Source organism: Limimaricola soesokkakensis, from assembly GCF_900172345.1.
Lineage (GTDB): Bacteria > Pseudomonadota > Alphaproteobacteria > Rhodobacterales > Rhodobacteraceae > Limimaricola > Limimaricola soesokkakensis.
On sequence record NZ_FWFY01000013.1, the window covers coordinates 66,746 to 88,146 of the forward strand.

Here is a 21,401-nt window from a genome sequence, read left to right on the forward strand (position 1 = left end):
CCTTCATGAGCGCGGCTCGGCCACGAAGCCCGTGACGACACGCACCGCGTATTCGCCCCCATGCTCCTGGGAGATCTTCCGCCCCAACCCGCCGCCGGGAAAGATCGGATCGAACATCCGGCACACCCGGACCATCATCAGTTCGTTCTGCTGACCGGGCCGATAGTCGAGCGCGGGATCGACGGCTCCGCCTTTTTCGACGCATTTTGCCTGCGAGGTGACGCGGGCCCAGTCCGCGAGGGGCAAGGCCTGCATCTCGATGCGCAGATTGGCCTCGCAGCCGCTGATGAAGATCGAGCGGGCACAGATGGCACGGCGCATCTCCTCGTAGCTGGGCGGCGTGGCGGTGCTCAGGCGCACGTCACGCACCGCGAGGTTGGTGGCGCGGCGCAGCATCAGCTCGCGCGTGTTCCACAAGCTCGTCTCAATGCCGAGCAGGAAGATGTACATCACGACCGGAAACAGGATCACGAACTCGGCCGTGATGCTGCCGCTGTCGGCTGCCCGGAACCGGCGCCAGCTGTCGCGCCAACTCATCGTGTCAGCCTCAGCATGCTGATGGAGCTCGCAATCATGTCGAAGGCGGTCTCGATCTGCAGCCCGTCGACGTTGAAGTAATGCGCCGGTGTGTAAGCGCAGTTCTGCAAGAGCGCGAGGGAGTCGCTGCCCGGGGCGACCTCGAAGCCGATGGAGAAGGTCACGACGCCCATGGTCTTGGCGACACCGCAGATCCGTTCCAGGCGCTGGTTCTTCTCGCTGTTGCCGACCGTCGAATGGATTTCGTTCCAGGTCGAGGAATAGACACTGCTCCAGTAGCCCGAGGAGTTGTAGCGCTTGGCACGCAGGTTGTAGGCGTACCAGTGCGGTGACATCTCGGCCCAGACCTCGGGCCAGGTGAGCAGCTTCTCGGAATATCCACGTGCGGCGAGCGCATCGTCCCAGACCCGGGAGCCCTCGCGGGGGTGCTGCGGGAAGAACCAGTTCTCCAGGCCATCAGAAGACCACCCCCAGCCATCATTGGCGTAGTAGTTCTCCGGGGTATAGCTGGCATACCACGGACCCTGCCCTCTGTAGGGGCCATAGCGGCGCACGATGGAGTTGCCGCTCGCATAGCCCGGGTTCAGGCGATACTCGGTGTCGTTCTTGCCATCGGTCATGATGACGAGCACCTTCACGCTTTCGGGCGTGTCGTAGCTGCGCGGACGGCCCTGAAAGGCGCCGTCGACGCGGCCTTGACCGATGAGACGGCGCACCGGGGCCTGGGCGGAGGGGTCGAGTAGTGCCAGACCCCATTTGACACCCATGTCGATCGAGGTGCTCCCCTCGGGCGAAAGCGCGTCGATGCGATTGTGCAGCACGGAGATCGACTGCGACAGCGGGGTGATCTCGAAGCCGTTGTCGATCCGGCAGGTCCATTGCCCCTTGGTGGGATCGTCGAGGTCTGCCCCCTGGAACTGGAAGTGACCGGTGCGCTGCAACGTCCAGGTAGGGTCGATCCCGGATCTCAGGAAATCGCTCGCGTTGAAATCGACACAATGCGAGTAGCCGTGCTCATTGGTGGTCTTGTATCCGCCAAGGAGGGCGGCGCCGGCATTCACCTTGGTCGAGTAGGGCACGAGCGAGATCGACACCCGGTTGGGCTCGGCCTCGCTCAGCACGTCTGTGACGAAGTCCTTGGCCGCTGTCTTGAGTTGATTGATCTTGCGATAATCGGTCCGGCCATAGGCATCGAGACCCATCGAGCCGGAGACGTCGAGCACCAGCGAGATTTCGATATCCTCGACGCGCTCGGTCGCCTGGGCCACGACATGCAGGCCCAGTTCGCTATACCCGAACATCTTCAGGAAGAAGGTGTTCAGCGCTCCATCGACGCTGGCAGTCACGGTGCGCCCCACGGTAAGCCCGCCCACTTGCTCGGTCTTCACCTCGACATCGGGAGCGAGGTCTCCGGCTCCGGCAGCGACGAGGTAGCTGCGCACGACCTCCTTGGGGTCGAGCTCCTGGGTGAGGCTTGCGGCTGCGAGGACGGCATTGTCGAGATGGGTCTGCAGCAGCGTCCGGTTGCGCTCGTAATTGGCGACATCGACCCCGAGCCCGCCGATCGCGATCATCGCCAGGAACAAGAACAGCGACAGCGCCATGATCGCACCGCTCTCGTCGCGGCAGAACCGGCGACAGGCCGTCTTGAATTTTTGCGTGATCATTAACTGGGGTCGTTTCACGGGTACAGACCCGCGAGTTGCCCAGGGGACTTGGCAATAAGATGCTGTATTGAAGTCTTTTTTATGGCGATGCCGCGCGGTCAGGCGAAGAGGCCCCAGGCCTCATACGCCAAACGGTGCAGCTCAGGTCTGGACAAAACGGCCTGTATCGCTCCCGCTTTCGGTTTCAAGGGGAGCATAGCTGAGTTCCCGTTTGTCCGTAAACAAGGCTCGGGGCCAAGCCGCCTGATGGGGGACATCGAGTGAAACCGATGGTGCCGCGATAGGCTTTCGCATGGCCGAACAGGGGAAAGCGACCTGCCAGGCGGGGTTCCCGATCAAGAACGGGGCAGGGCATAGCACCAACCATTCGCCGCAGTCGCGCCTGCATGAAAAAAGCAGCGACCCCATCGGGGGTGTCGAGACCACCCCCATTCGGATCAGACGCAGCTTGTGGAAGACCGATAGATGCCGGAGCAGCATCGTCCTGCGTGATGTCAGCATCACTCAGAATGGCGGATGATAGCCTCAGTTGATGACATGGATGCCCCTTTCATCGCTGCAAGACCGTGAATCGCGCAGTCGTCTCGACGGCAACATACTGATTGGCGGATTTCCTTAGACCTGTAGGTCTACGAAACTCGTTTGTTAAATAGCCCTATAGGGCTAGGTTATTGGGGCGTGAATGCAATGCGCGCCTCAAATCTCACGATTTCTGGCCCTTATTAGCCCTGTGGGGCTATTCCTTTCGGTCGAAAGGAAGGTATTTAGCCCTCCGGAGCAATTTCCATCTTCCGTAATGAAATCAGTTTTGGCTGTATCGGTCTCGTAAGCCGCTCCCGACGCATAGGCTGAGCGCAGGCTCGAAGAATTCGAGGCAAAGCAAATCCCGGCAATGTCCGGGTTTTCCAGAGAAATGGGAATTAGACTATGACCTCGATCAACTCGAACCTCGGCGCAATGGTTGCCCTCCAGAACCTCCGTTCGGTCAATGACCGCATGGAAAACATTCAGGAGCAGATCGGCACCGGGAAGAAGATCAACTCCGCCAAGGACAACGCTGCCGTGTGGTCCATGGCCACCAAGGTCAACTCCGAGAACTCGATGCTCGGCGCCATCGGCGAAGGCCTCGCCATGTCGTCGGCCACCGTGTCGATGGCCCGCCAGGGTGCGGAAAGCATTGGTGAGCTGCTCACACAGGTCAAGGACAAGGTCGTTCAGGCCCAAAGCCAGACCGCGGACCGGACGCAGCTGAAAACCGAGATCACCGAACTGTTCAAACAGATCACGTCGGTGATGGAATCCGCCTCGTTCAATGGCAAGAACCTGCTCGAAGGAACTGCCGAGTTCAAGACCGTGTCGTCGATCTCCAGGTCCAGCGACACCACCCCGGCTACTACCGTCAAGACCATCGACGTGACTGCGCAAGATCTCAAGACGAAACTCGACGTCGCCAAGATCAACTTCACGGATGATACGAAGACGGCCGAGACACTCGGCGAAATCGACACGATGATGGAAGCCACGACGAAAGCTGCCAGCGCGCTCGGCACGGCCGAGAACCGCCTGGAAACCCAGTCCAACTTCCTGACGAAGCTGATCGACATCAAGGAAGCGGCCGTGTCGAGCCTCGTCGATGCCGACATGACGGCCCTGTCCGCCGAGATGACCCAGACCCAGACCCAGCAGCAGCTGGCTGTCCAGGCTCTGTCGATCGCCGGCCGCGCTCCTCAGACCCTGCTGTCGCTCTTCCGCTAAGAGCCTCTCCGACAACCTGAAACCTGCGCAGAGCGCAGCGCGCGCGGGGCCAGCCTCGGCCCCGCGCCTGTTCCTGCGCGCCGGTCCCAAGAGGTTCTCCAATGATCCCTACCATCCAGCGGCCCCAGAGTTACGGCGTCCAGGCATATGGCGCGGTCAAGGATATCACCATCAACGCCAGGGAACTCCAGCAACTCGTTTTCTCCCGGGCCATCAGGGCTCTTGCCCGTATCCGGCAGAACGGGAAAGGCGACCTGCAGGATTTTCATGCCGTGCTGGCGGACAATCGCCGCCTATGGACGCATGTGGCGACCCAAGCCGCGACCAATCCCGGCCTCAGCTTCGAGAAAACAAAAGAACTGCTTTCTCTGGCTGATTTCGTGTTCAAGCATTCCTTCTTCGTCAAGACGCGCGGCGCGGACATAACCCCGTTGATCAAGTTGAATACCGAAATGAGAGACGGCGTGCGGGGACAGGTTTTTGCGCCTCCGTCTCACAACAGCCGCGTTATTGGTGAAGCATGACCGTCCATTCATCCCTGGCAGCCGATCCTTCCGGGCGTCAATCGGTATGCGAGACCTCGCGCCCGCTGCAGAAGAAAAAGGCCAGACAGCCCCAGAGCGTCCGGCCGGATCCATTGCACTTCACCGATCGGCCCCGGAACGGGCATGACGCCCTTGCCAATTCGCATTTTGCGCGCCTGAACGCACTTGCGCCCGATGGGTTCAATTTCGGCTTTCATTACCGATTTTCCCGGCCGCTCCACGTGCGCTCGTCCTATTCAGATGAATGGATGCAAACCTATTCGAAATGGAACCTCATTGTCGCCGATCCCACGGTGGTCTGGGCCATGTCCCATGGCGGTGCCACACGTTGGAGCGACATCGGGCTTCGGGACCCCCTGGGCTTCTTCGCCACGGCGGCCGAGCACGGTTACCGCTATGGCCTGAGCATTGGCGTCGGCCCGCAGGATAGCCGCAGCTTCGGCACCTGTGCCCGGCGGGATCGTGAGTTCCAGGAGGCTGAAGCCGAGGAGATCCTCGAAATCATCACCGAGCTTCACGATGTCATGGAGCCCCGCTGGCAGATCAAGCCGCACCAGAAAGCCGCGCTCGAACTGGTCGCCCGGGATTTCACCTACGATGCCATGTGCGAGCATTTGGACATTTCGCGCACAGCGCTGAGGAACCGTCTCAGCGGCGCAAGGCGCGCGCTCGGTGCCACCACAACCGCCGAGGCTGTTCGCATCGCCCTGGAGCAAGGGGTCATCGGCTCCGGGACTTCTACCGGAGTTGCGGTCGGGCTGCCCCGCTTCGCATAGCCCCGCCTGCCTGCGGGGAAGAGATCGTCGATCCGACCGTGCGGAGGGCCGGGGGCGAGGGCGTCGAGTCGAGTCAGGCGAACGGCGCGGCGGCGGCGATCTTCGCAGGCACGGTGAGGGAGGCGGTGCGTTCCCGCGCCTTTTTGCCCTCGTTAGGGCCAGTGAAGAGCGCCTTTGCTGCGGCCCGAAGCAAACAGGCGTGAGGCCTTCGACGCCATCGACCTCGATCTCGGCGCACCCGTCAGCGAGGAAGCTCTTCTCGGGGCTCTGGAACCCGTCGGGATCCTGAACTCGGGAGCAGATCAGCCAGTTTTTTAGGCACAACTCGTTTTCTGGCCTTCTCCCTGCAGTTGACGATAGAACACGTCTTGCTCCTCAGGTTGAGATTGGTAAGGAGGTGAAAGAGGGGTGCGGAGGCATCGGTCTGGCGATCCCGTTTTGTAGTGCCGTGCCTTTGGGCGACGTTAGTTGAGTTGTGACGTGCAGAATGCCGTAGCCGCCAAATCCTCCCTGGTGTTCAATGCCTTGGACCCAAGATGCGAGGCTCGTGCAGAGGCACTGGAATCCCAAAAGGGGTGGAGCGACTCCACCTCGTCCCATCGTTCCGGCAGGGCGCTCCAGAGCCTGACCGACGACTATTTCGCGCGTCTGGACGCCCTTTGCCCCGAGGGTTTCACCTTCGGTTTCCACTTCCGGTTTTCGCGCCCCGCCTTCACCCGCACCACCTATCGCGAAGACTGGATGCGCGCCTATTCCAAGTGGAACTTCATCGTGGCCGATCCCTCGGTGGTCTGGGCCATTGCGCATAGCGGCTTTACCCGGTGGAGCAATATTGACCTGCGTGATCCGCTGGGGGTCTTTTCGACCGCTGCCGAGCACGGCTACCGCTATGGCCTCACGATCGGCCATGGCTCCCAGGACAGCCGTACCTTCGGGACCTGCGCGCGTGGCGATCGAGAGTTCTCAGATGCGGAGGCGGCCGAGATCTCGGATCTGGTGAGGGAACTGCACAACCTGATCACCCCGAACTGGCACCTGAAGCCGCATCAGAAAGCGGCCCTGGAGCTCGTGGCGCGGGACATGACCTATGACGCCATTTGCGGCGCGCTCAACATCTCGCGGACAGCGTTGAAGAACCGGTTGAACGGGGCAAAAAGGGTGCTGGGTGCCAGCACCACGGCCGAGGCGGTTCGTATCGCCCTGGAGCGCGGCATCCTCGAGACCCGCAGCTTCACCGGCATTTCCAGGCACCTGCCCATCGCGCCGTGAGGCGCGCCACGCGCGGGGCGATCGCCGGTCCGGGCCACCACGCGGCCATGGCCATGCCCGCCGTCTCCACGTGGCTGGCGTCTGGACCTTTCCGTTCCCATGTTCCCCTGATCCCTCTTGAAGGAAGGCTCTTGCTGCGCGGCGAGGCGCAGCAAGGAGATGGCAAGACGAGGCGGTGGTCTTGCCATCTGCCGGCGGGAACGGGGGAACCCGGGAACGCCCAGTCGCACAGCGCCCGCCCGGAGCTTCAATCGGGATTTGCAGCCGCCGAAGATCCAAGTCCTGTGGGAGCCTGAAGAAAGGGCGGGGCAAGGGTGTATCAGCGCAAGCCGTCCCTCCACCGGTCTTGGAAGATACAGGCAAGATACTAATAAACTTAGTATTTCATGCCGTTCCAGGCTGCGCCTTGGCCGGTTGTCCACATCTTCGTCGAGCGCTGCCCCAGATCTCTGTTGTCGTGAGCAGGGCACGCATGGGATTTTGAGGCCGAGACCAGATGCGGTCGGATGAATGATGGAGCCGGGCGGCACGACGCCAATCACCCCACCCGGCTCCCCCAGGTCTGCTGTTCGCACCCTCTCATAGCGTCCCCCCGGGGGCAAGATTTCGCGAACATGGAAAGTGCCCAATGACTGAAAACCAGACCTCCCCCGCCCCCCAGGCGGCCCCCCTCGCGCGCATGACCGGTGCCTTGAAACTCCTCAAAGACCGGGCGGCCCGGTTCCGCCTGGCGGGCCCGGCACCGCGCGTGGAGTTCGATGCTGACATCGAACTGCTGCGCCTGCTCGAGACGGCAAACGCGGCGATCGTCCGCCATGCGGTGCGCATGGATCCGGACTATCTCGACTTCGAGGCCGATGGAGGGGTGCTGTGGCACCTTTGCCTGTGGCATGCCGATGTCCTCGAGACCGCTCTCCTGTGTCGCATCCAGGCTGAAACGATCGTTCTGGCGCTGCGCGAGGCGCAGGCGGAAGGCGATGAGGCTCCGCAGTTGCAGGCGATCGCGACCGAGGAAGCGGAGCTGGCGCGGAAACTCGTGGAGATCGCCCGCGCTCGGAACACGCCCCTGTTCTGGACGCCGAGGCAGCACGAGCTGAAGGCTGGCTGGCTGCAGCTGGCGGAACTGACCAAAGAGGTCAGGAACTGGGATCGGCAGGAGGCGCAGGTCCTGCTCGGATGGCTGTTGGAGATGGCCGCGCTGTGCCGGATCGTGGAGGACAGCGTCCATAACCACGTCGACCTCGCCGATCTCCCTTCGGTCGAACTGCCGGCAGACTGCACCGGAGAGGAGGTCTACGCGCTCGACCTTGAGGGCAACGTGATCGTCGGCTGCCCGCTGGACCGGAAGGAGGCCCGGGTGGTGCCGCTTGCGGCGTGCTACTGGGCGTTCCCCGGGCGGCACTGGACGAGCTGACCGGCAGGCGGGCAGGCGCGCGCGCCCCGGGCGGGATCTGCTATCAAGCCTGCGGCTGGCGCCGGGCGAGCCCGGCCCCGGTAGCCGGGACAACGCGACGCTCGCGTGCGCCCCTCCAACCGGGGCCGGTCGATCCGCCGCTCTGCAATGCCGGAACGCACTCGAAGCAATCTGTCATGCGGCCCGAAAGGCCGCGCCTGACATCGTTCCCGTCGACCCGCCCCCGGAAACTGGTCCGGATCAGGGGGCTTCGTCCCGGCAGGTCCTGGCGGGGCAGGGCGCCCAACGATGCCGGCAGAGATGACGCTCGCACCGGCAAGCGACACCGGCGGTGCGCACGGACGACACGCGGCTGCGCGCACCCCATTGTCCGACCGGCCATCGGCCAACCCCATTCTCGCAAGTCAGGACGCGCCCGGCGCTGCGAGCGCCCTGGACCGACCTCCGGTCCTTTTCCCTTTTCGGTTCCCCTGATCCCCCGTTCCCCGTCCGAAAGGTCCTCCCTTCGTCACACTGGAGCGCTGCCCCCATCCGTCCTCGTTCTAAGGTCATATTCTCTGAGGGAACATGGGAACATGGGAACGCCGGCCAGGCGCCTTCCACCTTGGAGGACGGCTGGAGGCCGCGACGACAATGGGCCGCCCTGTGGTCCCCAGGAATGCTCGTCGAGAGGGGCGGGTCGAGGGCCTGAGCGTCAGGAGCCTGCGTGGGGAGATCCGACGGACTCGGCCAGGACCTTAACAAGCGTTGGGGTTTCGGCCCTGCGGGGGAGGTTTTCCACATAGTTGCACGCCGGGATGCGGAAATGCCGTTGCGCGGGCCGGGGCCGCCATGAGATTTTGGTCTCACGCCGAGACTTAGCGGCGGAAGGCACCCCGGGTGGCACGACGCCACATCCCATCCACCCGACCCCAGGTCTTCTGTTCTCAGGTCTCAGAACGCAGTCTCACGGACCCTCTCGTCCGTGAACAATGGAGCATGTCCGCATGAGACATTCCTATGCCTTCTTCGGCCCGAACAGGGGCCGTACCCGGACGCAGGCCGCGTCCTCCCGTTCGGGCGGCCATGGCCGCCCGGCCAGCAAGACGGGGGTGATCGGATGACCGAGATGACCCCGATCGCCGCGGAGACCGCGCAGACCGTCGAGGGGGCGCCGCTCCTGTCGACCCCTGCGGCGGCAGCGGCGCCCGCCGCCCCCGCGGAGCTTGAGCGCGATGCGCTGCCCGTCGCCGGCGATGTCCTGCCCTCCGCGGAAGAGGCGGATGCCATGGACCCGGTCTGGGCCTGGCTGAGAGCACACCACCCGAACCTCCAGGCCCCGCCGGAGGGTTTCAGCCTCTCCACGCAGGGCATCTACCAGCTCGATGACGCGCCCAACCGCAACAGCCGTATCAAGGGCCAGCTCTTCGTCTGCTCGCCCCTCGTGGTCATTGGCCGCACCCGCACCGACAAGGACGGCGCGGGCTGGGGATACCTGGTGGCGCTCCTTAACCCGGTCGGAAAGTGGGTGCCGGTCATCGTGCCCTCCAGCATGCTCGCCGATGACGGGCGGCAGATGCGCGAGCTGTTGATGCGGCAAGGGTTGCGCTGCGCTCAGGACCGCGCCGGCCGCCAGGCCATGGGGGAGTACATCCAGTCCTCCTCGCCGTCACGCACCGTCCAGGTGGTCACGCGCCCCGGCTGGGTCGGTGATGTTTTCGCCCTGCCCGGCAAGGTGATCGGGCAGAGCAATAACGAGATGGAGATCATGCTGGATCTGGAGGCCAGAAAGCTCCTTGTTGCTCAAAAAGGAGAGGTGGCCGACTGGAAGGCGATGGCCCGCCTGGCCGAGGCCAACTCGCGGGCGGCCCTGGCGCTCTCGGCAGCCTTCGCCGCACCGCTCCTGACCCGGTTGGGCGAACCCGGGGGCGGGCTGCATTTCCATGCCAGGTCCTCGCGTGGCAAGACCACCATGCTGCGGTTGGCCGGATCGGTCTGGGGCGGCGGGGGTGAGACCGGCTTCGCACGGTCCTGGCGAACCACCGATAACGCGCTCGAGGGCATCGCTGTCGACCACAACGACATGCTGCTGTGCATCGATGAGATCGGGCTGGCGCCGACGGAGCGGCTTGGCGAAATAGCGTATATGCTGGCCAGCGGGCAGGGGAAGACCCGCTCGAGCAAGACCGGCCAGACCCAGCCCACTGCACGCTGGCGCACCTTCGTGTTGTCCTCGGGCGAAGACCCCGTCGCCACGCGGATCGAGGCCAGCGCAGCCTTCAGGCGCAGTGGCGTGCAAGCTGGCTCCTCCGTCCGGTTCATCGATGTCCCGATGCTGATCGACGATGCGACCAGCTTCGAGGACCTCGCCGGGTTCGCGGACGAGCGGAGCTTCACGCGCCACCTGATCGACGAGACCGATCGCCACTACGGCTGGGCGGGACCGGCCTTCCTGGAGGCGTTCCTTGCCGATCCCAAGGCCCACGAAGCCACCGCGCGTGAGATGATCGAGACGTTCATCGCGCAGACCACAACGCCCGAGGATGATCCGCAGGTGCAGCGGGTCGCGCGGCAGTTTGCGGTCATCGCCGCCGCCGGGACCCTGGCCTGTCGGTGGGGGGTCCTGCCCTGGGACAGGGAAGAGTCTGCGCTCAAGGCAGCCGCCACCTGCTTCGACGCCTGGAAGGCGGGACGCGACACCACGAAGTCCGCGGAAGAGCTGGACGCCATCCGCACCCTGAAGGCCTTCTTCGAACTCCACGGCGCATCGCGGTTCGAGAGCCTCGAGCGGCGCGCGCCCTACGGCACGGCGGGGGAAGACGATCCTCTCTACAGTTCCTCCTCACAGATCGTGCGCGATCGTTGTGGCTACAGACTCGAGAACGAGGAGGACGGCAGCTTCACCTATTTCGTCACCTCGGAGGCCTGGCGCACGCAGATCTGCGCCGACCGCGACGCCAGGTTCGTGGCGGAAGTTGCAAAGAAGTGCGGCGCGCTGATCCCCGGCGAAGGAGGACACCTGACGAAGAACAAACGGTTGCCCGGTCGATCTGGAACCGCCCGGGTCTACTGGCTGCAGCCCGACAAGCTGCCGTGAGGGCGCATTCTCCCGCTTCCGGCGCCTGAACGGGCTTGGGTCCCTGCCGCGCCTTCTGCGGCGGGGACGCCCGAGCGGAGGGAACACGGGCCCCTCGGGGCCCGATCACCTGTCACCGGCGATAGGGCGGCAAGCCGTGCAGGGGAGACGGGATACCGCCTCGTCAAGGGGTGGAAAGCCCGCGGGGCGCAGGCGAGGCCAATGCCTATGGGTCGTGCCCGACGCTGCCGCTTCCGGCCCCTGCAGTCTCGAGGAGATACGATGCCGGCCCAGACCCTGGCGCACCGGATGCCACGACCTGTCGGCCGGGGTCGGTGGCGAGGCTGACGAGCAGCGCCAGCAGCACGCCGCAGCCTGCCGCGATGAAAAGTAGGGCCAAGGGCCGCAGCCCGGGATCTGCCATCATGAACACGTCTCACCTGTTACGGGCCATCGTCCCGGCGCGACGATCAGGCCCACTACCCCCACCCCCGGCCGAGATAAGGCGCCGATGCCGCCTGGCCAGCAGGACCTGTCCGGTCGATGGCGCGGGGCAGAGCAAGAGGCCCCGGGGGCGCAGACGGTGCCAAGGGGTGGGGCCCGACCCGGATCCCGGTGGTGCATCATCGGCAGGCGTTCAGTCCGCAGCGCCCCCTTGGCCGGAGGGGGCCTCGAGGCTCAGTCCCGGACCCGGCGCCCGGTCGCCGGGCGCAAGGAAGACGACGCCCCGCGCCTCGAGCGCCGCCTGTATCCGTTCGACGGTCACCGGCTTGAGCGTCGCGCCACGCTCGAGGCGCGCCACGGTGTCGGGCGAGACCCCGGCCAGCGCCGCTAGCTCCCGCACCCCGAGCGAGAGCATGGCGCGGGCGGCCCGGCATTGAATCACGTCCATTTCGGAACCTTGTTACGAAAATATTGACGGCTGTCCGGTCTTGCAGGATGATGCAGGCAGGGTCGGGGACATGCCCGTCCCCTGTCAATCGTAACAGGATAACGAAACCTGCTTCTCCATTTCATGACGGTCTCCTTCCCCATCACCAGCCCGCCCGCCGGGCGCGTGGTACACCCGGCCGACCGGCCCGGGGGACGAAGGCACGACCGTCGATCCCGCGATGGAGAGCCCCATGTCGTTCGATCCCGCCCCGCAGCCGGCGCCCCAGCCTGACCCCAGGCGCCCCGGCCCGTTCCGCCTGATCTCCCTCCTCGGCCGCCTCGGCACCCGAGCCGCGGTGTTTCTGCTGGCGCAGGTCCCGCGGCTGCTGATCGCCCTGCTGCTGCGCGCCTCGGGCGCGGCGTTCGACCAGCAGGTCCTGCGCTGGATGGCCGCAAGTCTCGGCGCCTTGGGCGAGCTGTGGTGAGGGCAGAACATCGGGCGCCAGCCCCTGACGGTGAATGTCGAGAGGGTTGCTGAACGTGAAGGACAGCGTATATACTTCCATATATCCAAGGGAGCGTGATATGATCGAGACCAAGATCCGGAAAGTGGGCAACTCCGCGGTCATGACGCTGACGACCGAAATGCTGACGATCCTCGACGCCAAAGAGGGTGATACGCTTTTCGTGGTGCGCGGCGATGATGGCAGCCTGAAGATCACGCCGCATGATCCAGCGATCGCGGCCGCTCTCACCGCTGCGGAAATCGTGATGGATGAGAACCGCGATCTGCTGCAAGCCCTCGCATGAGGGAGCCCATCTGGGTTCCACTTGCCGCCGTCCACGCCATCCATGATCGACAGATAGCCCGCCACGGCGGTGCCTCCGGCATGCGTGACCGTGCTCTTCTGAAGAGGAGCTGCGCCCGTGCGATAAACCTCGCCGCATATACTGAGGCCAGCCTCGCGGATATCGCAGCGGCCTATGCCTTTGGCATCTCCAAAGCGCGTGCCTTCGTGGACGGAAACAAGCGCACGGGCTTTGTGACGGCCCTCACGTTCCTGCGGCTCAACGGCTTCGCCTTTCGGCCTCCTCCGATCGAAGGCGTCCAGATGATGAAGCACTTGGCCTCGGGGCAGCTCAGCGAGGCGGATTTCGCCAGATGGCTCTCAAGCCAGATGAAACCGATCTGAAGCCCCGAAGACCTCTTCGGGACGCGCCGCCATTCACGTGCAAGGCCTCTCAGGTGTCCGGCGGGGCTTTCCAACATGTGCCATCAGAGGCAGGACTCCGGGGGCGGACTTCGCCCCCGGCCTCCCAAGAGCCCCAGCGCGGCGTCGCGCACGTCCCGCGACGGGCGCCCCGAAAACCTCATGGTTTCCTGGCGGAATGGCCGGGCTCCTTCAGCAGAAGGTGCTTGAGCCCCGTCCCCAGTCCGCTCGTTCCCTGAAACGGGGGCGGGGTGTCTTGCCCCTGCCTGAACATCGGCCTTTCTTGCCCCGGCCCTCCAGGCGAGTGCCGTCTTCCGGCCCCTTTCCGCCAGACAAGACGGCCTGGGGTGGCAGGGGGGACGGTGGGCGAAGGCTCACCCGAAAAGCAAGCGAAGCGGCGTGGCCATGGCGCCGAGCTAGGTCGTCGATCTCCCGCCGCGTGACCGTCAGCATGGTCCGGGAGAGGGCGGCGGCGATGGCTGTCGGGCGAGGATATCGGCAAGCCTCTCATCGCCGGCCTCTCGCACCGCGTTCGCCGGCGCAGCGACCCCCGGACCTGGCTGGCTTCCTGGCAGCATGACGGGCTTGGACGACACAGGCGCCTGCCTGCACGACGCAACCAGGTCCAGCACGGCCTCGCCGCCGATGGCCTCGTGCTGCAGCAGCTCGAAGGCGACCGTGAACCCGTCCGCCGCCGCGTGGCTCTGTGGCGGATGACCGGCGCAAAGCCGCAGCAGCTCCGCGGCCCGCGCGATGGCGTCCGTCTCCTGAAGCGGAGGACACATCGCCTGCGCGACGCTCTGCAGCAAGGCGCCCGCGGACCAGCCCTGTGCCGCGGTCTCCGCTGCCCAGGCCGCCTGCGCGTCGCGCAGCGCGCCATGCGTCTTGCCCGGCCGAGTGGCATAGGCGGCGAGCTGTGCCGCCCGTCGCTCCTGCGCCGTGCTGCGCCCGGTGGCCGCCATCCGCGCGGTGATCGCCTGGCGGCGCTTCGAGAACAGCGCCAGCAACGGCGCGGGCACGCCGACGAGCTCGTAGCTGCGCCCCACGGGGCGGGTCCGCAACCCGAGCCGCGCGTGCAGCAGGAACACCTCCTCGCAGCGCGCCAGCGCCGCGATCGCGCCCGCATGGGTGAGGAGCAGGTAGTTGTCGAGCTGGCGCAGCCGTCCGTCCCGCCCGACCGCGCTCTTGGACAGCACGACATGGCTGTGCAGCTGCGGATCCCCGGCCCGGCTGGCGGCGTGATCGAACCGGGCCCCGATCACGCGCTGGACCGGGACATGGCGTCCGCGGCTGCGGCTGGCGATGAGACCGAGGTCGAACGCCCATTGCAGCGCCCGGGAGATCGCCTGCGCATGGATGGCGCGGATCGCCGCCAGCAGCCCCGGCCGGGCCACGTCCCCCACCAGACCGAGCACGCTCACGCTCTTGGGCAGGCTGAACTGCAGGTCGTAGCCGCCCGAGGGCGGCACCGGTGCGCCCGCTGCCGGCCGACGCCGCCGCGCCGCCATCCGCCCGGTGGCCGGATCGCGCCCGGCCACGAGATCGCGCAGCACCCCGGGCGCGACCGGATCGCCGGGGCGTAGCCCGTCGAGGATGTTCGGCACCCCCGGCATCAGCAGCAGCGGGGCCGGGGGCGCGGGATGCAGCATGACCCAGCGGCCCGGCCCGTCGCAGGGATCGTCATTCGGCCGGTCCCGGCTCGTGGCCTCCGGCATCGTGGTCGGGGCCCGGTCCGCCGCCTCCTGACCTGCTGCCTCCTGATCCGCCGGTTCGGCAGAGGTGAGGTAGTACGCGACATCATGGATCCGGGTGCAGCTGATCACCTCGTGCCCCTCCCACGACCGGCCGGGGGCAGGGTCCTTCCGGATATCCATGGCCGGCCCCGGCCATGCGCTCGCGATGCAAGAGGGTAACGGTCGCGATGCGCCGTCCTGCGGTTGCGACGCGGGCAGGGGGCGCCATGCTGCGGCCGCCACCGGTCCCGGGGACGGGGGGTGGCGGGGGGCGTTCCGGCGATGATGGTCACGGGCATGGAGGTCTCCGTCGATGCAGGGGCGTCGATAGCGATATTTTCCGCAGGTCATGAAAATACCAAGCCGTCCTTCGCCGAACTCCGGACCCGATATGCGTAATGTGTCGGGTAAACGGAAATGCCATGAGATGCATGGACATGCGGCGAATACGAGGCCTGCCGCATGGCCCCTGCTGTGTGCGCGCGACGAGATGAATGCGTGTCGCCTCGAGCTGATACGAGGAATATCATCTGAAAAGAAAAGCGATGCAAAATCCGCGCTTTGACGCGGAGTCGCCCGTCGTGCGGCCGGAGGGGACAGCAGCTCGAGATGCCCACTGATTTATTAAATCGATAATTTATTTAATGCAGTGGCGAGGCGAATGCCGGTCAATGCCCGCCAGGGGGTTTTGTCTTCTACTATGGAAAAATGTGGACAACCTGAATTTCGATGGATCGGAAATGTCGGGGCCATTGTATGAAAATGGGGAAGCAGCAAAAAAGAACAGGATCAGCCCATGTCCGACCCCGCCCCTCCCAGCCTGGCCGAGCGCCTCGAGCAGCGCGTGGCCGCCCAGCCCGTGCCGCCCCGCACCTCCCGCCTGGCAGAAATCATCGCCGCGCGCGGCACCCTCCGCCGTCTGCGCGATGCGGGCTACGGCTCGGCCCAGCTCGCCGCATGGCTCGAAGAGTGCGGCGTCCCCGTCCAGGCCGGCACGCTGCGCGCCTATCTCGCCCGGATCGACCGGGCCGAGCGGGCGCTCGCGGCCGAGAATCTGGGCGCGCCGCCCAGCGACCGCGAGATCCTGGCCGCCTGCCGCCAGGGGTTCATCCGCGACGCGGCCAGGTCCCGCCCCGCCTTGCGGGTCTCGAAGACGGGCCGCGCGCCCGGGTCTGTCCAGGCCGCGCCCCGGGCCTTCGCGACGCCGATGTCGTCCCTCACCCACAACCCCCACCGCGATCTGTAAGGAGCGCCACGACATGACGCATGCAAAGCGCCGGCCGGTCCTGGCGATGACGACCTCCCTCAAGGGCGGCACCGGCAAATCGTTCTACGCCTCGGTCCTGCTCGACGTCCTGCGCCACCGGCAGGTGCCGGTGGCGGCCTTCGACGCCGATGGCGCGATCGGGGCGCTCTCGGCGATGCATGCCGCGCGCGACGCGGCGGGCCGCCTGCGCGATCCGCAGTCACCGGGGCACGGCGTGGTCGCCTACAACATCCGCGACGACAGCCGCACCACGCTGATCGACTCGCTAGGCTGCCCCGAGCCGCTGATCCTGCACGACCTGGCGGGCGGCTCGCTCGCGGACCTGCAGCGCCTGTTCGACGACCGCGACGGGCTGCACAACTTCCTGCGCGCGGCCGAGCGGCTGGGGATCACGCTGGTGTTCTTCCACATGATCACCCCGGACCGGGGCAGCGTGGAGTCGCTCGCGATCCACATGGAGCTGAGCGCGCCCTACCGCGACAGCGCGCTCGACATCCGGCACGTGGCCATCCTCAACCGCCGCGCCGCACCGCGCGATGCCGACTTCCCGGTCTGGTTCGGGGATCGCGACCCCGCGGGCGTGCCGTTCGGCGGCAAGACGCGGGCCCGGTTCCTCGAAGAGGGCGGGATCGAGACGAGCCTGCCGGCGATCGAGGCGCGCACCGCCGAGCTGGTCAAGCGGCTGCAGATCCCCTGGCGGCAGGCGGTGCGCGACCCGCGCCTGCAGCTGACCGACCAGCAGCGGGTGCTGAACTTTCTCGAGCAGTTCGAGACGCAGATGCCCGGGGGCCTGCGGGATCTGGCGGGGCTGCCCGCATGACACAGGAAGGAGACAAAACCATGGCCGTGAAGGTCGACATGAACCGGCTCGAGGCCTTGCTGGCGGATTACAAGCTGACCTTCGAGCAGGTCGGGAGCATCCGCCGCAAGGTCAGCCAGGCCGGCTTCGGGTTTGATGACCCCTTCGCCCTCGAGATCGCGATGCGCGAGATCAGCCGCTACGACAGCGCCGCAGACCACCGGCAGCTGCGCCAGGCTGCGAGCGAGATTCACAAGAGCGCGCGCGAGGCCGTCCAGTGGGAAATCTCGTCGGGCCTGTCGCTGCTGCAGCGGCACAACGAGACCCTGGCAAGCCGGTTCGCCGGGGAGGCCGAGCGCCACCTGACGGCGATCATGGACCGGGTCCAGGGGCGTCTCCTGTGGGCCAGCGCCGCATGGATCGCCCTCGGCATGGCCGTCATGCTCGGCCTGGGCGGCGCCACCGGGTTCTACCTGAGAGAGGCGACCGGGGGCGCCCTGCCGGAGCGGATCGCGGCGCGGCCGGATCTGGAAGCCTGGAGCGAGCTCATCGCGGAGAATGGCGACATGGGGGTCCTGCTCGACACCTACTGTCAGGCCGACAGTGCGGCCAGCACGCTCAAGCTCGACGCGGAGGGCCGGGCATTCTGCTGGCTGCCGCTGAGGCCCCGCTGACAGGGACGAGAACGCGCCGAGCGCGCAAGAGGAAGGCCGCCCGGGCGTATCCCTGGGCGGCCTTCCTGTCATCGGGTCCCGAGGGACGGCAGCCATTCTCAGTCCAGGGCAGCGGTCGGCTCGGGACCGAGCAGCCTCTCCGGCGCCTCGCCCTCACCCCTCGGCAAGCCGGTCGCGCAGGACTTGCAGGCTGGCGAGCGTTGCGATGCAGGGCGAGATTCCGGCTTCCGAGCGGGGCGTGCTTCGGATCTGCCGGAAACGGAAGAGGCGGGTAGCGCTATTTCAGGGACGGCAACAGGCGTACGACCCGATCTCAGAGTGGCGATTGTTCACCAATGTCGAGCCGAATAGGGTTTCCTTGACCCGTTTGGCCCGATGTTGGGTCATTCCACCAGTTCGGACCAGCTGCATTCCCGGCCCAGAAAGACAGCTGGCCCCTGGTCAGGATCAAGCGCCCAGACCTGCATTCCGCAGTCTGGCGATGAAGGCTTAGCTCACGCGTCCTCGGGCTCGTCCGCCCTCAATTCGTCGCGGTATTCCGCCAGCCAGTCCGTGAGAAGCTCACGGTCACGATAGAGAGTGTAGCCCTCCGTATTCGCCTCGGCCTCAAAATTCTCTTCCAGTGCCTCCAGTTCCGCATCCGAGGTGTCAGCCGTGATCTCCCGATCAAGGCTTTCGTAGAGCCATGCCTGGGTCTCACACCAAGTCATCGGCGTGTAGGCCCCGGGGCGGAACGCCGCGACCTCGCTATCTTCAAAGGGCAGCGTGACTTCCCGGGTCTCTCCCCACCGCTCGGCGATGGCCTTCAGCGCGGCCTTGCGCGTCCGGTATGCGCCATGGGCCGTGATCGAGGTGTCGTTGGAGCTGCCGCACCAGCCGGTGATCCGCGGCTCGCGGCTCCTGTTTGTCAGCGCCGGCTGCCGGGTGATGTAGATGATGTCCTCGTCGACCTTCTCCGAAGGGTTCGGGCCGACATACTCATGCACGACGATGTAAAACATGAATTGCTCTTTTCGGATGCAGGGCGCCGCCTTGGCGGCGGGAGCTGACCTCAGCCCCATCACCAGCATACAGCTGCATGAATTACATGTAAACTCATGTTTTCTAACGGATATTTTATATGTCCACCGAGTTTCTCCGCCGCCAGGCCGGACCACCTGCACAGGCCGCTGAATGTCGCGCCGGATCGACTGGCCCAGATCTCCTGTCTGCGCGACAAGCGTCATGTCAGGAAGGATTTGACCCGCGAACTGGTCGGAAAATACGCCGATACCTACGAATTCTCCGGTGGCACATCCAGATCCGGCACAAGGGCGTCGTCCTGCCCTGCACCATCTTCGATCCGCATCAGCCGCGTGTCACCCACGCCGCAATCACTGAGAACAAGCCCCCCGGCGCGGTGCTGGCACACATCACGCGACAGCAGGACAAGGCTGCGGCTGCACCGGGTATCGCAAGACCAGACGGCACCGAACTGTGCGGTCGTGATCGAGCAAGGGATGCGCCGCCGATCTCGGGCTATCCCCCCGGCTGCCGGGGCCGAACACGGCCGCGATCCGGGGCGCCAAGTCCGTGGTCATGGTAACGCCTGAGTGGCGAAGGCAGGTCAGGGAAAATGCAAACCTCGACCCGCCGACCCGAACCCGAGGCAAGTGTCATCGCGCTGCGACATCGCCGTATCCGGGACACGTCCCGCGCCACGCATTTGGTCCTGCAAGAGGGCCAGAACACGTACTAGAAGCTGATTTCGTCGCCAATACATCGCCTTTAAGGCGACAGACTGTCGCCATGCTGCTCCTACACCTTATGATTGTGGTTTGGTGGAGTGGTGACGGTGACAGCAAATTTCAGCGCAATGCGCAGCTTGATGGTTGAACGAGTTTACCCGCGTCACTTGGCATTGCTGCTGCTCGTCGCGCTACACGCCTGCGTGGCGGTTGCCATCGGCATCATCCTCGAGGTGCCCTATCGGGCGGGCATGGCGGGCCGCCTGCTGGTGTTGTTTCAGGTGCTTATCCCCTGTTTCCTCGTCGTTCTGTTGTTCTGGCAGTTCGGGAAAATGGCGCTCGTCATCCGGCCCGACCGGCCGATCGCATGGCTGGGGTTGTATCTGCGCCGTCTTCTTCTCGATGGCGATCGTCTCATGGGCGGACTGCTCGCGCTGGCCGCGGTGGCGCTCTTCATGGGGAGCTTTTCCTTCGTCAAACCGCTGATTCCGCGCATGGCCCCCTTTTCTTGGGATCCGGAACTCGCCGCGCTCGATCGGCTGCTGCATTTCGGGCTGGATCCCTACCGGCTGTTGATGCCCCTCGTGGCCCATCCCTATGTGCTCAAGGCGCTGAACGTCGCCTACCACGCCTGGTTCTTCCTGTTCTATTTTCTTGTCTTCATCGCGGCCTTCTCGAAGGGGAATGAGCGTAACATCTTCCTCTGCGCCTTCGTGCTGACATGGGCGTTGGGCGGCAACGGGCTGGCGATCCTGTTGTCCTCGGGAGGCCCGGTCTATTACGAGGCTCTAGGGTTTGGCGCCGATTTCGCTCCGCTCCTAGAGATGCTGCGCGCCGCCGATGGTGTCACCACCCTCTGGGCGCTCGATGTGCAGGCCTCGTTGTGGGACAGCTATCGCGGCCTGGCCGCCCCCCGCGGGATATCCGCCATGCCGAGCATGCATGTGGCCATCTCCGTGCTCATGACCCTCTATGCCTATCGTTATGCCCGCTGGTCGGGCAGAATTTTCCTCGCTTTCACCGCGGTGATCATGATCGGGTCGGTCGCGCTGGCATGGCATTATGCGGTGGATGGCTATGTGGGCGCAGCGGTGGCCCTAGCGTGCTGGAAGATGGCACGGCGCATGAATATAGACACCGCCTCCGAAGCCCAGCACTTGGAACCTGCGATCTGAGCTGAATGCCAGCGCACACGGTATCGGAGTTTTTCCGGAATGTGGCAGCGGTTGCATGGTCCCGCAGCGGAAGGGCGGAGCCTTGCCCAAACGATCGATCGCAAGTTCCAAGCCGCACGCATCGCCCGCGGCGGCGTGCAGGTCACCTTCAAGGTGAATGTGGCCGGGTTGCCGAGGGGAACACAACACACCTCGGTCGTCGACAGCCCAGCCTCCTGCTTCTTCAGCATTCCAGCAATCTAGTGTCCGGGGCTTTCGCGGCGCCGTTGACGCCACGCTTCCCTACCACGCCATGAGAAGCAGTCGCTTCATGTCCGTTTCCAAAGGCGACGGTTGCTCTATCTCGGTACGATGACGCGCATCAGCGCCAGGCGGAGACGGCGGGCCGCCCCGAGCAGCGCCGCGCCCCAGTGGCTCGACCGAATGCGCGCGCGCAAGCCGGTGAAGGTGGCCGCCGTCGCGCTGGCTGCCCGCATGACACGAACGGTCTGGAGCCGTGCCGCAAGTGGTCATCGTCGACAAAAGTCCGCAGAAGCGGTATTTCAATGGCGCGGCCTTCGATTATCTCGCCTACTTCGGAGAGAATGAAGAATTTACCGAGGCTTGGCGCAACTACGCGCTCAAGGGTCACGTGGGAGTCTATACGGTCTATGCCCGAGACGGGTGCGACCTGCCCAACTGGTAAGGCGGGCGCCCACCGTAACATCGAACTTCTCGCCGCTGCCGGTACTGAGATTGACCTCGTCGGAGGGCATTGCTGCAGAGCTCAGGCTCAGGTGGCAGTTGCCCCTTGCCCCTGACCTGAGACCCTGTTCCTCCTCCAGTTTGGGGTAGAGTCCGTCCAACTCAGGAGACGGACATGAAGCGATCGCGTTTCGCGGAAGAGCAGATCATTGGAATGCTGAAGGAACAGGAGGCCGGGCT

Annotated in this window: 19 protein-coding genes; 14 read left to right on the forward strand and 5 right to left on the reverse strand. The window is 65.3% G+C overall.

The features are described from left to right. Window positions 1-3: 3 nt before the first annotated feature. Both LOS8367_RS16630 and LOS8367_RS16635 read right to left on the reverse strand, forming a co-directional pair. Window positions 4-537 carry a TadE/TadG family type IV pilus assembly protein gene (locus LOS8367_RS16630; RefSeq protein WP_085897666.1) on the reverse strand — a complete coding sequence of 178 codons (534 nt, stop codon included), beginning with the start codon at window positions 535-537 and terminating at the stop codon, window positions 4-6. Next, window positions 534-2,204: a TadE/TadG family type IV pilus assembly protein gene (locus LOS8367_RS16635; RefSeq protein WP_085897667.1), complete on the reverse strand. Its 1,671-nt coding sequence runs from the start codon at window positions 2,202-2,204 to the stop codon at window positions 534-536. Before LOS8367_RS16635 ends, LOS8367_RS16630 begins: the two co-directional genes overlap by 4 nt. Before the next feature lie 927 nt (window positions 2,205-3,131). On the opposite strand from LOS8367_RS16635, the gene LOS8367_RS16640 reads away from it, so the two are divergent. From LOS8367_RS16640 to LOS8367_RS16665, 6 genes are all read left to right on the forward strand, one after another. Then, window positions 3,132-3,959, forward strand: coding sequence for a flagellin (locus LOS8367_RS16640; RefSeq protein ID WP_085897668.1), 828 nt, complete (start codon window positions 3,132-3,134; stop codon window positions 3,957-3,959). A 101-nt stretch (window positions 3,960-4,060) separates the two neighbouring features. After that, complete coding sequence (locus LOS8367_RS16645; RefSeq protein WP_085897669.1) at window positions 4,061-4,483, forward strand: flagellar biosynthesis regulator FlaF; 423 nt, start codon at window positions 4,061-4,063, stop codon at window positions 4,481-4,483. After that, window positions 4,480-5,280: a helix-turn-helix transcriptional regulator gene (locus LOS8367_RS16650; RefSeq protein ID WP_085897670.1), complete on the forward strand. Its 801-nt coding sequence runs from the start codon at window positions 4,480-4,482 to the stop codon at window positions 5,278-5,280. The genes LOS8367_RS16645 and LOS8367_RS16650 overlap by 4 nt, the downstream gene beginning before the upstream one ends. A 468-nt stretch (window positions 5,281-5,748) precedes the next feature. Beyond that, window positions 5,749-6,549 (forward strand): helix-turn-helix transcriptional regulator, encoded by an 801-nt coding sequence (locus tag LOS8367_RS16655; RefSeq protein WP_133056364.1) that lies wholly within the window; start codon window positions 5,749-5,751, stop codon window positions 6,547-6,549. Between the two features lie 628 nt (window positions 6,550-7,177). Beyond that, on the forward strand, window positions 7,178-7,963 hold the full coding sequence (locus LOS8367_RS16660; RefSeq protein ID WP_085897672.1) for a hypothetical protein: 786 nt from the start codon (window positions 7,178-7,180) through the stop codon (window positions 7,961-7,963). 1,099 nt (window positions 7,964-9,062) lie between these two features. After that, on the forward strand, window positions 9,063-11,039 hold the full coding sequence (locus LOS8367_RS16665) for a DUF927 domain-containing protein (protein ID WP_085897673.1): 1,977 nt from the start codon (window positions 9,063-9,065) through the stop codon (window positions 11,037-11,039). Between the two features lie 616 nt (window positions 11,040-11,655). Here LOS8367_RS16665 and LOS8367_RS16670 read toward each other — a convergent pair. After that, window positions 11,656-11,910 (reverse strand): helix-turn-helix domain-containing protein, encoded by a 255-nt coding sequence (locus LOS8367_RS16670; protein ID WP_085897674.1) that lies wholly within the window; start codon window positions 11,908-11,910, stop codon window positions 11,656-11,658. Window positions 11,911-12,142: 232 nt separating this feature from the next. Between LOS8367_RS16670 and LOS8367_RS16675 the strand changes: the two genes are divergently transcribed. The 3 genes from LOS8367_RS16675 (at window position 12,143) to LOS8367_RS16685 (ending at window position 13,084) form a co-directional block, all read left to right on the forward strand. Continuing rightward, a complete protein-coding gene (locus LOS8367_RS16675) occupies window positions 12,143-12,376 on the forward strand; it encodes a hypothetical protein (protein WP_085897675.1) in 234 nt (77 codons plus the stop codon). Window positions 12,377-12,476: 100 nt separating this feature from the next. Next, entirely contained in the window at window positions 12,477-12,701 is a 225-nt protein-coding gene (locus LOS8367_RS16680; RefSeq protein ID WP_085897676.1) for an AbrB/MazE/SpoVT family DNA-binding domain-containing protein, read from the forward strand. Further along, on the forward strand, window positions 12,698-13,084 hold the full coding sequence (locus tag LOS8367_RS16685) for a type II toxin-antitoxin system death-on-curing family toxin (protein WP_085897677.1): 387 nt from the start codon (window positions 12,698-12,700) through the stop codon (window positions 13,082-13,084). Before LOS8367_RS16680 ends, LOS8367_RS16685 begins: the two co-directional genes overlap by 4 nt. A 464-nt stretch (window positions 13,085-13,548) precedes the next feature. Here the strand turns inward: LOS8367_RS16685 and mobF are convergent, their stop codons facing one another. Continuing rightward, complete coding sequence (mobF, locus tag LOS8367_RS16690) at window positions 13,549-14,976, reverse strand: MobF family relaxase (RefSeq protein ID WP_165761511.1); 1,428 nt, start codon at window positions 14,974-14,976, stop codon at window positions 13,549-13,551. A 655-nt stretch (window positions 14,977-15,631) separates the two neighbouring features. On the opposite strand from mobF, the gene LOS8367_RS16695 reads away from it, so the two are divergent. Genes LOS8367_RS16695 through LOS8367_RS16705 form a run of 3 tightly spaced genes read left to right on the forward strand, consistent with a single transcriptional unit; the run spans window position 15,632 to window position 17,575 of the window. Then, window positions 15,632-16,081, forward strand: a complete 450-nt coding sequence (locus LOS8367_RS16695) for a hypothetical protein (RefSeq protein ID WP_085897679.1) — start codon at window positions 15,632-15,634, stop codon at window positions 16,079-16,081. A 13-nt stretch (window positions 16,082-16,094) separates the two neighbouring features. After that, complete coding sequence (locus LOS8367_RS16700; RefSeq protein ID WP_085897680.1) at window positions 16,095-16,922, forward strand: hypothetical protein; 828 nt, start codon at window positions 16,095-16,097, stop codon at window positions 16,920-16,922. Window positions 16,923-16,942: 20 nt separating this feature from the next. After that, entirely contained in the window at window positions 16,943-17,575 is a 633-nt protein-coding gene (locus tag LOS8367_RS16705) for a hypothetical protein (protein ID WP_085897681.1), read from the forward strand. A gap of 494 nt (window positions 17,576-18,069) precedes the next feature. Here LOS8367_RS16705 and LOS8367_RS16710 read toward each other — a convergent pair whose 3' ends face one another. Then, window positions 18,070-18,576, reverse strand: a complete 507-nt coding sequence (locus tag LOS8367_RS16710; protein WP_085897682.1) for a hypothetical protein — start codon at window positions 18,574-18,576, stop codon at window positions 18,070-18,072. Window positions 18,577-19,475: 899 nt separating this feature from the next. Here LOS8367_RS16710 and LOS8367_RS16715 point away from each other — a divergent pair. Further along, entirely contained in the window at window positions 19,476-20,477 is a 1,002-nt protein-coding gene (locus tag LOS8367_RS16715) for a phosphatase PAP2 family protein (RefSeq protein ID WP_165761512.1), read from the forward strand. Between the two features lie 505 nt (window positions 20,478-20,982). Beyond that, a complete protein-coding gene (locus tag LOS8367_RS16720; RefSeq protein WP_085897684.1) occupies window positions 20,983-21,162 on the forward strand; it encodes a hypothetical protein in 180 nt (59 codons plus the stop codon). Window positions 21,163-21,401 lie beyond the last annotated feature (239 nt).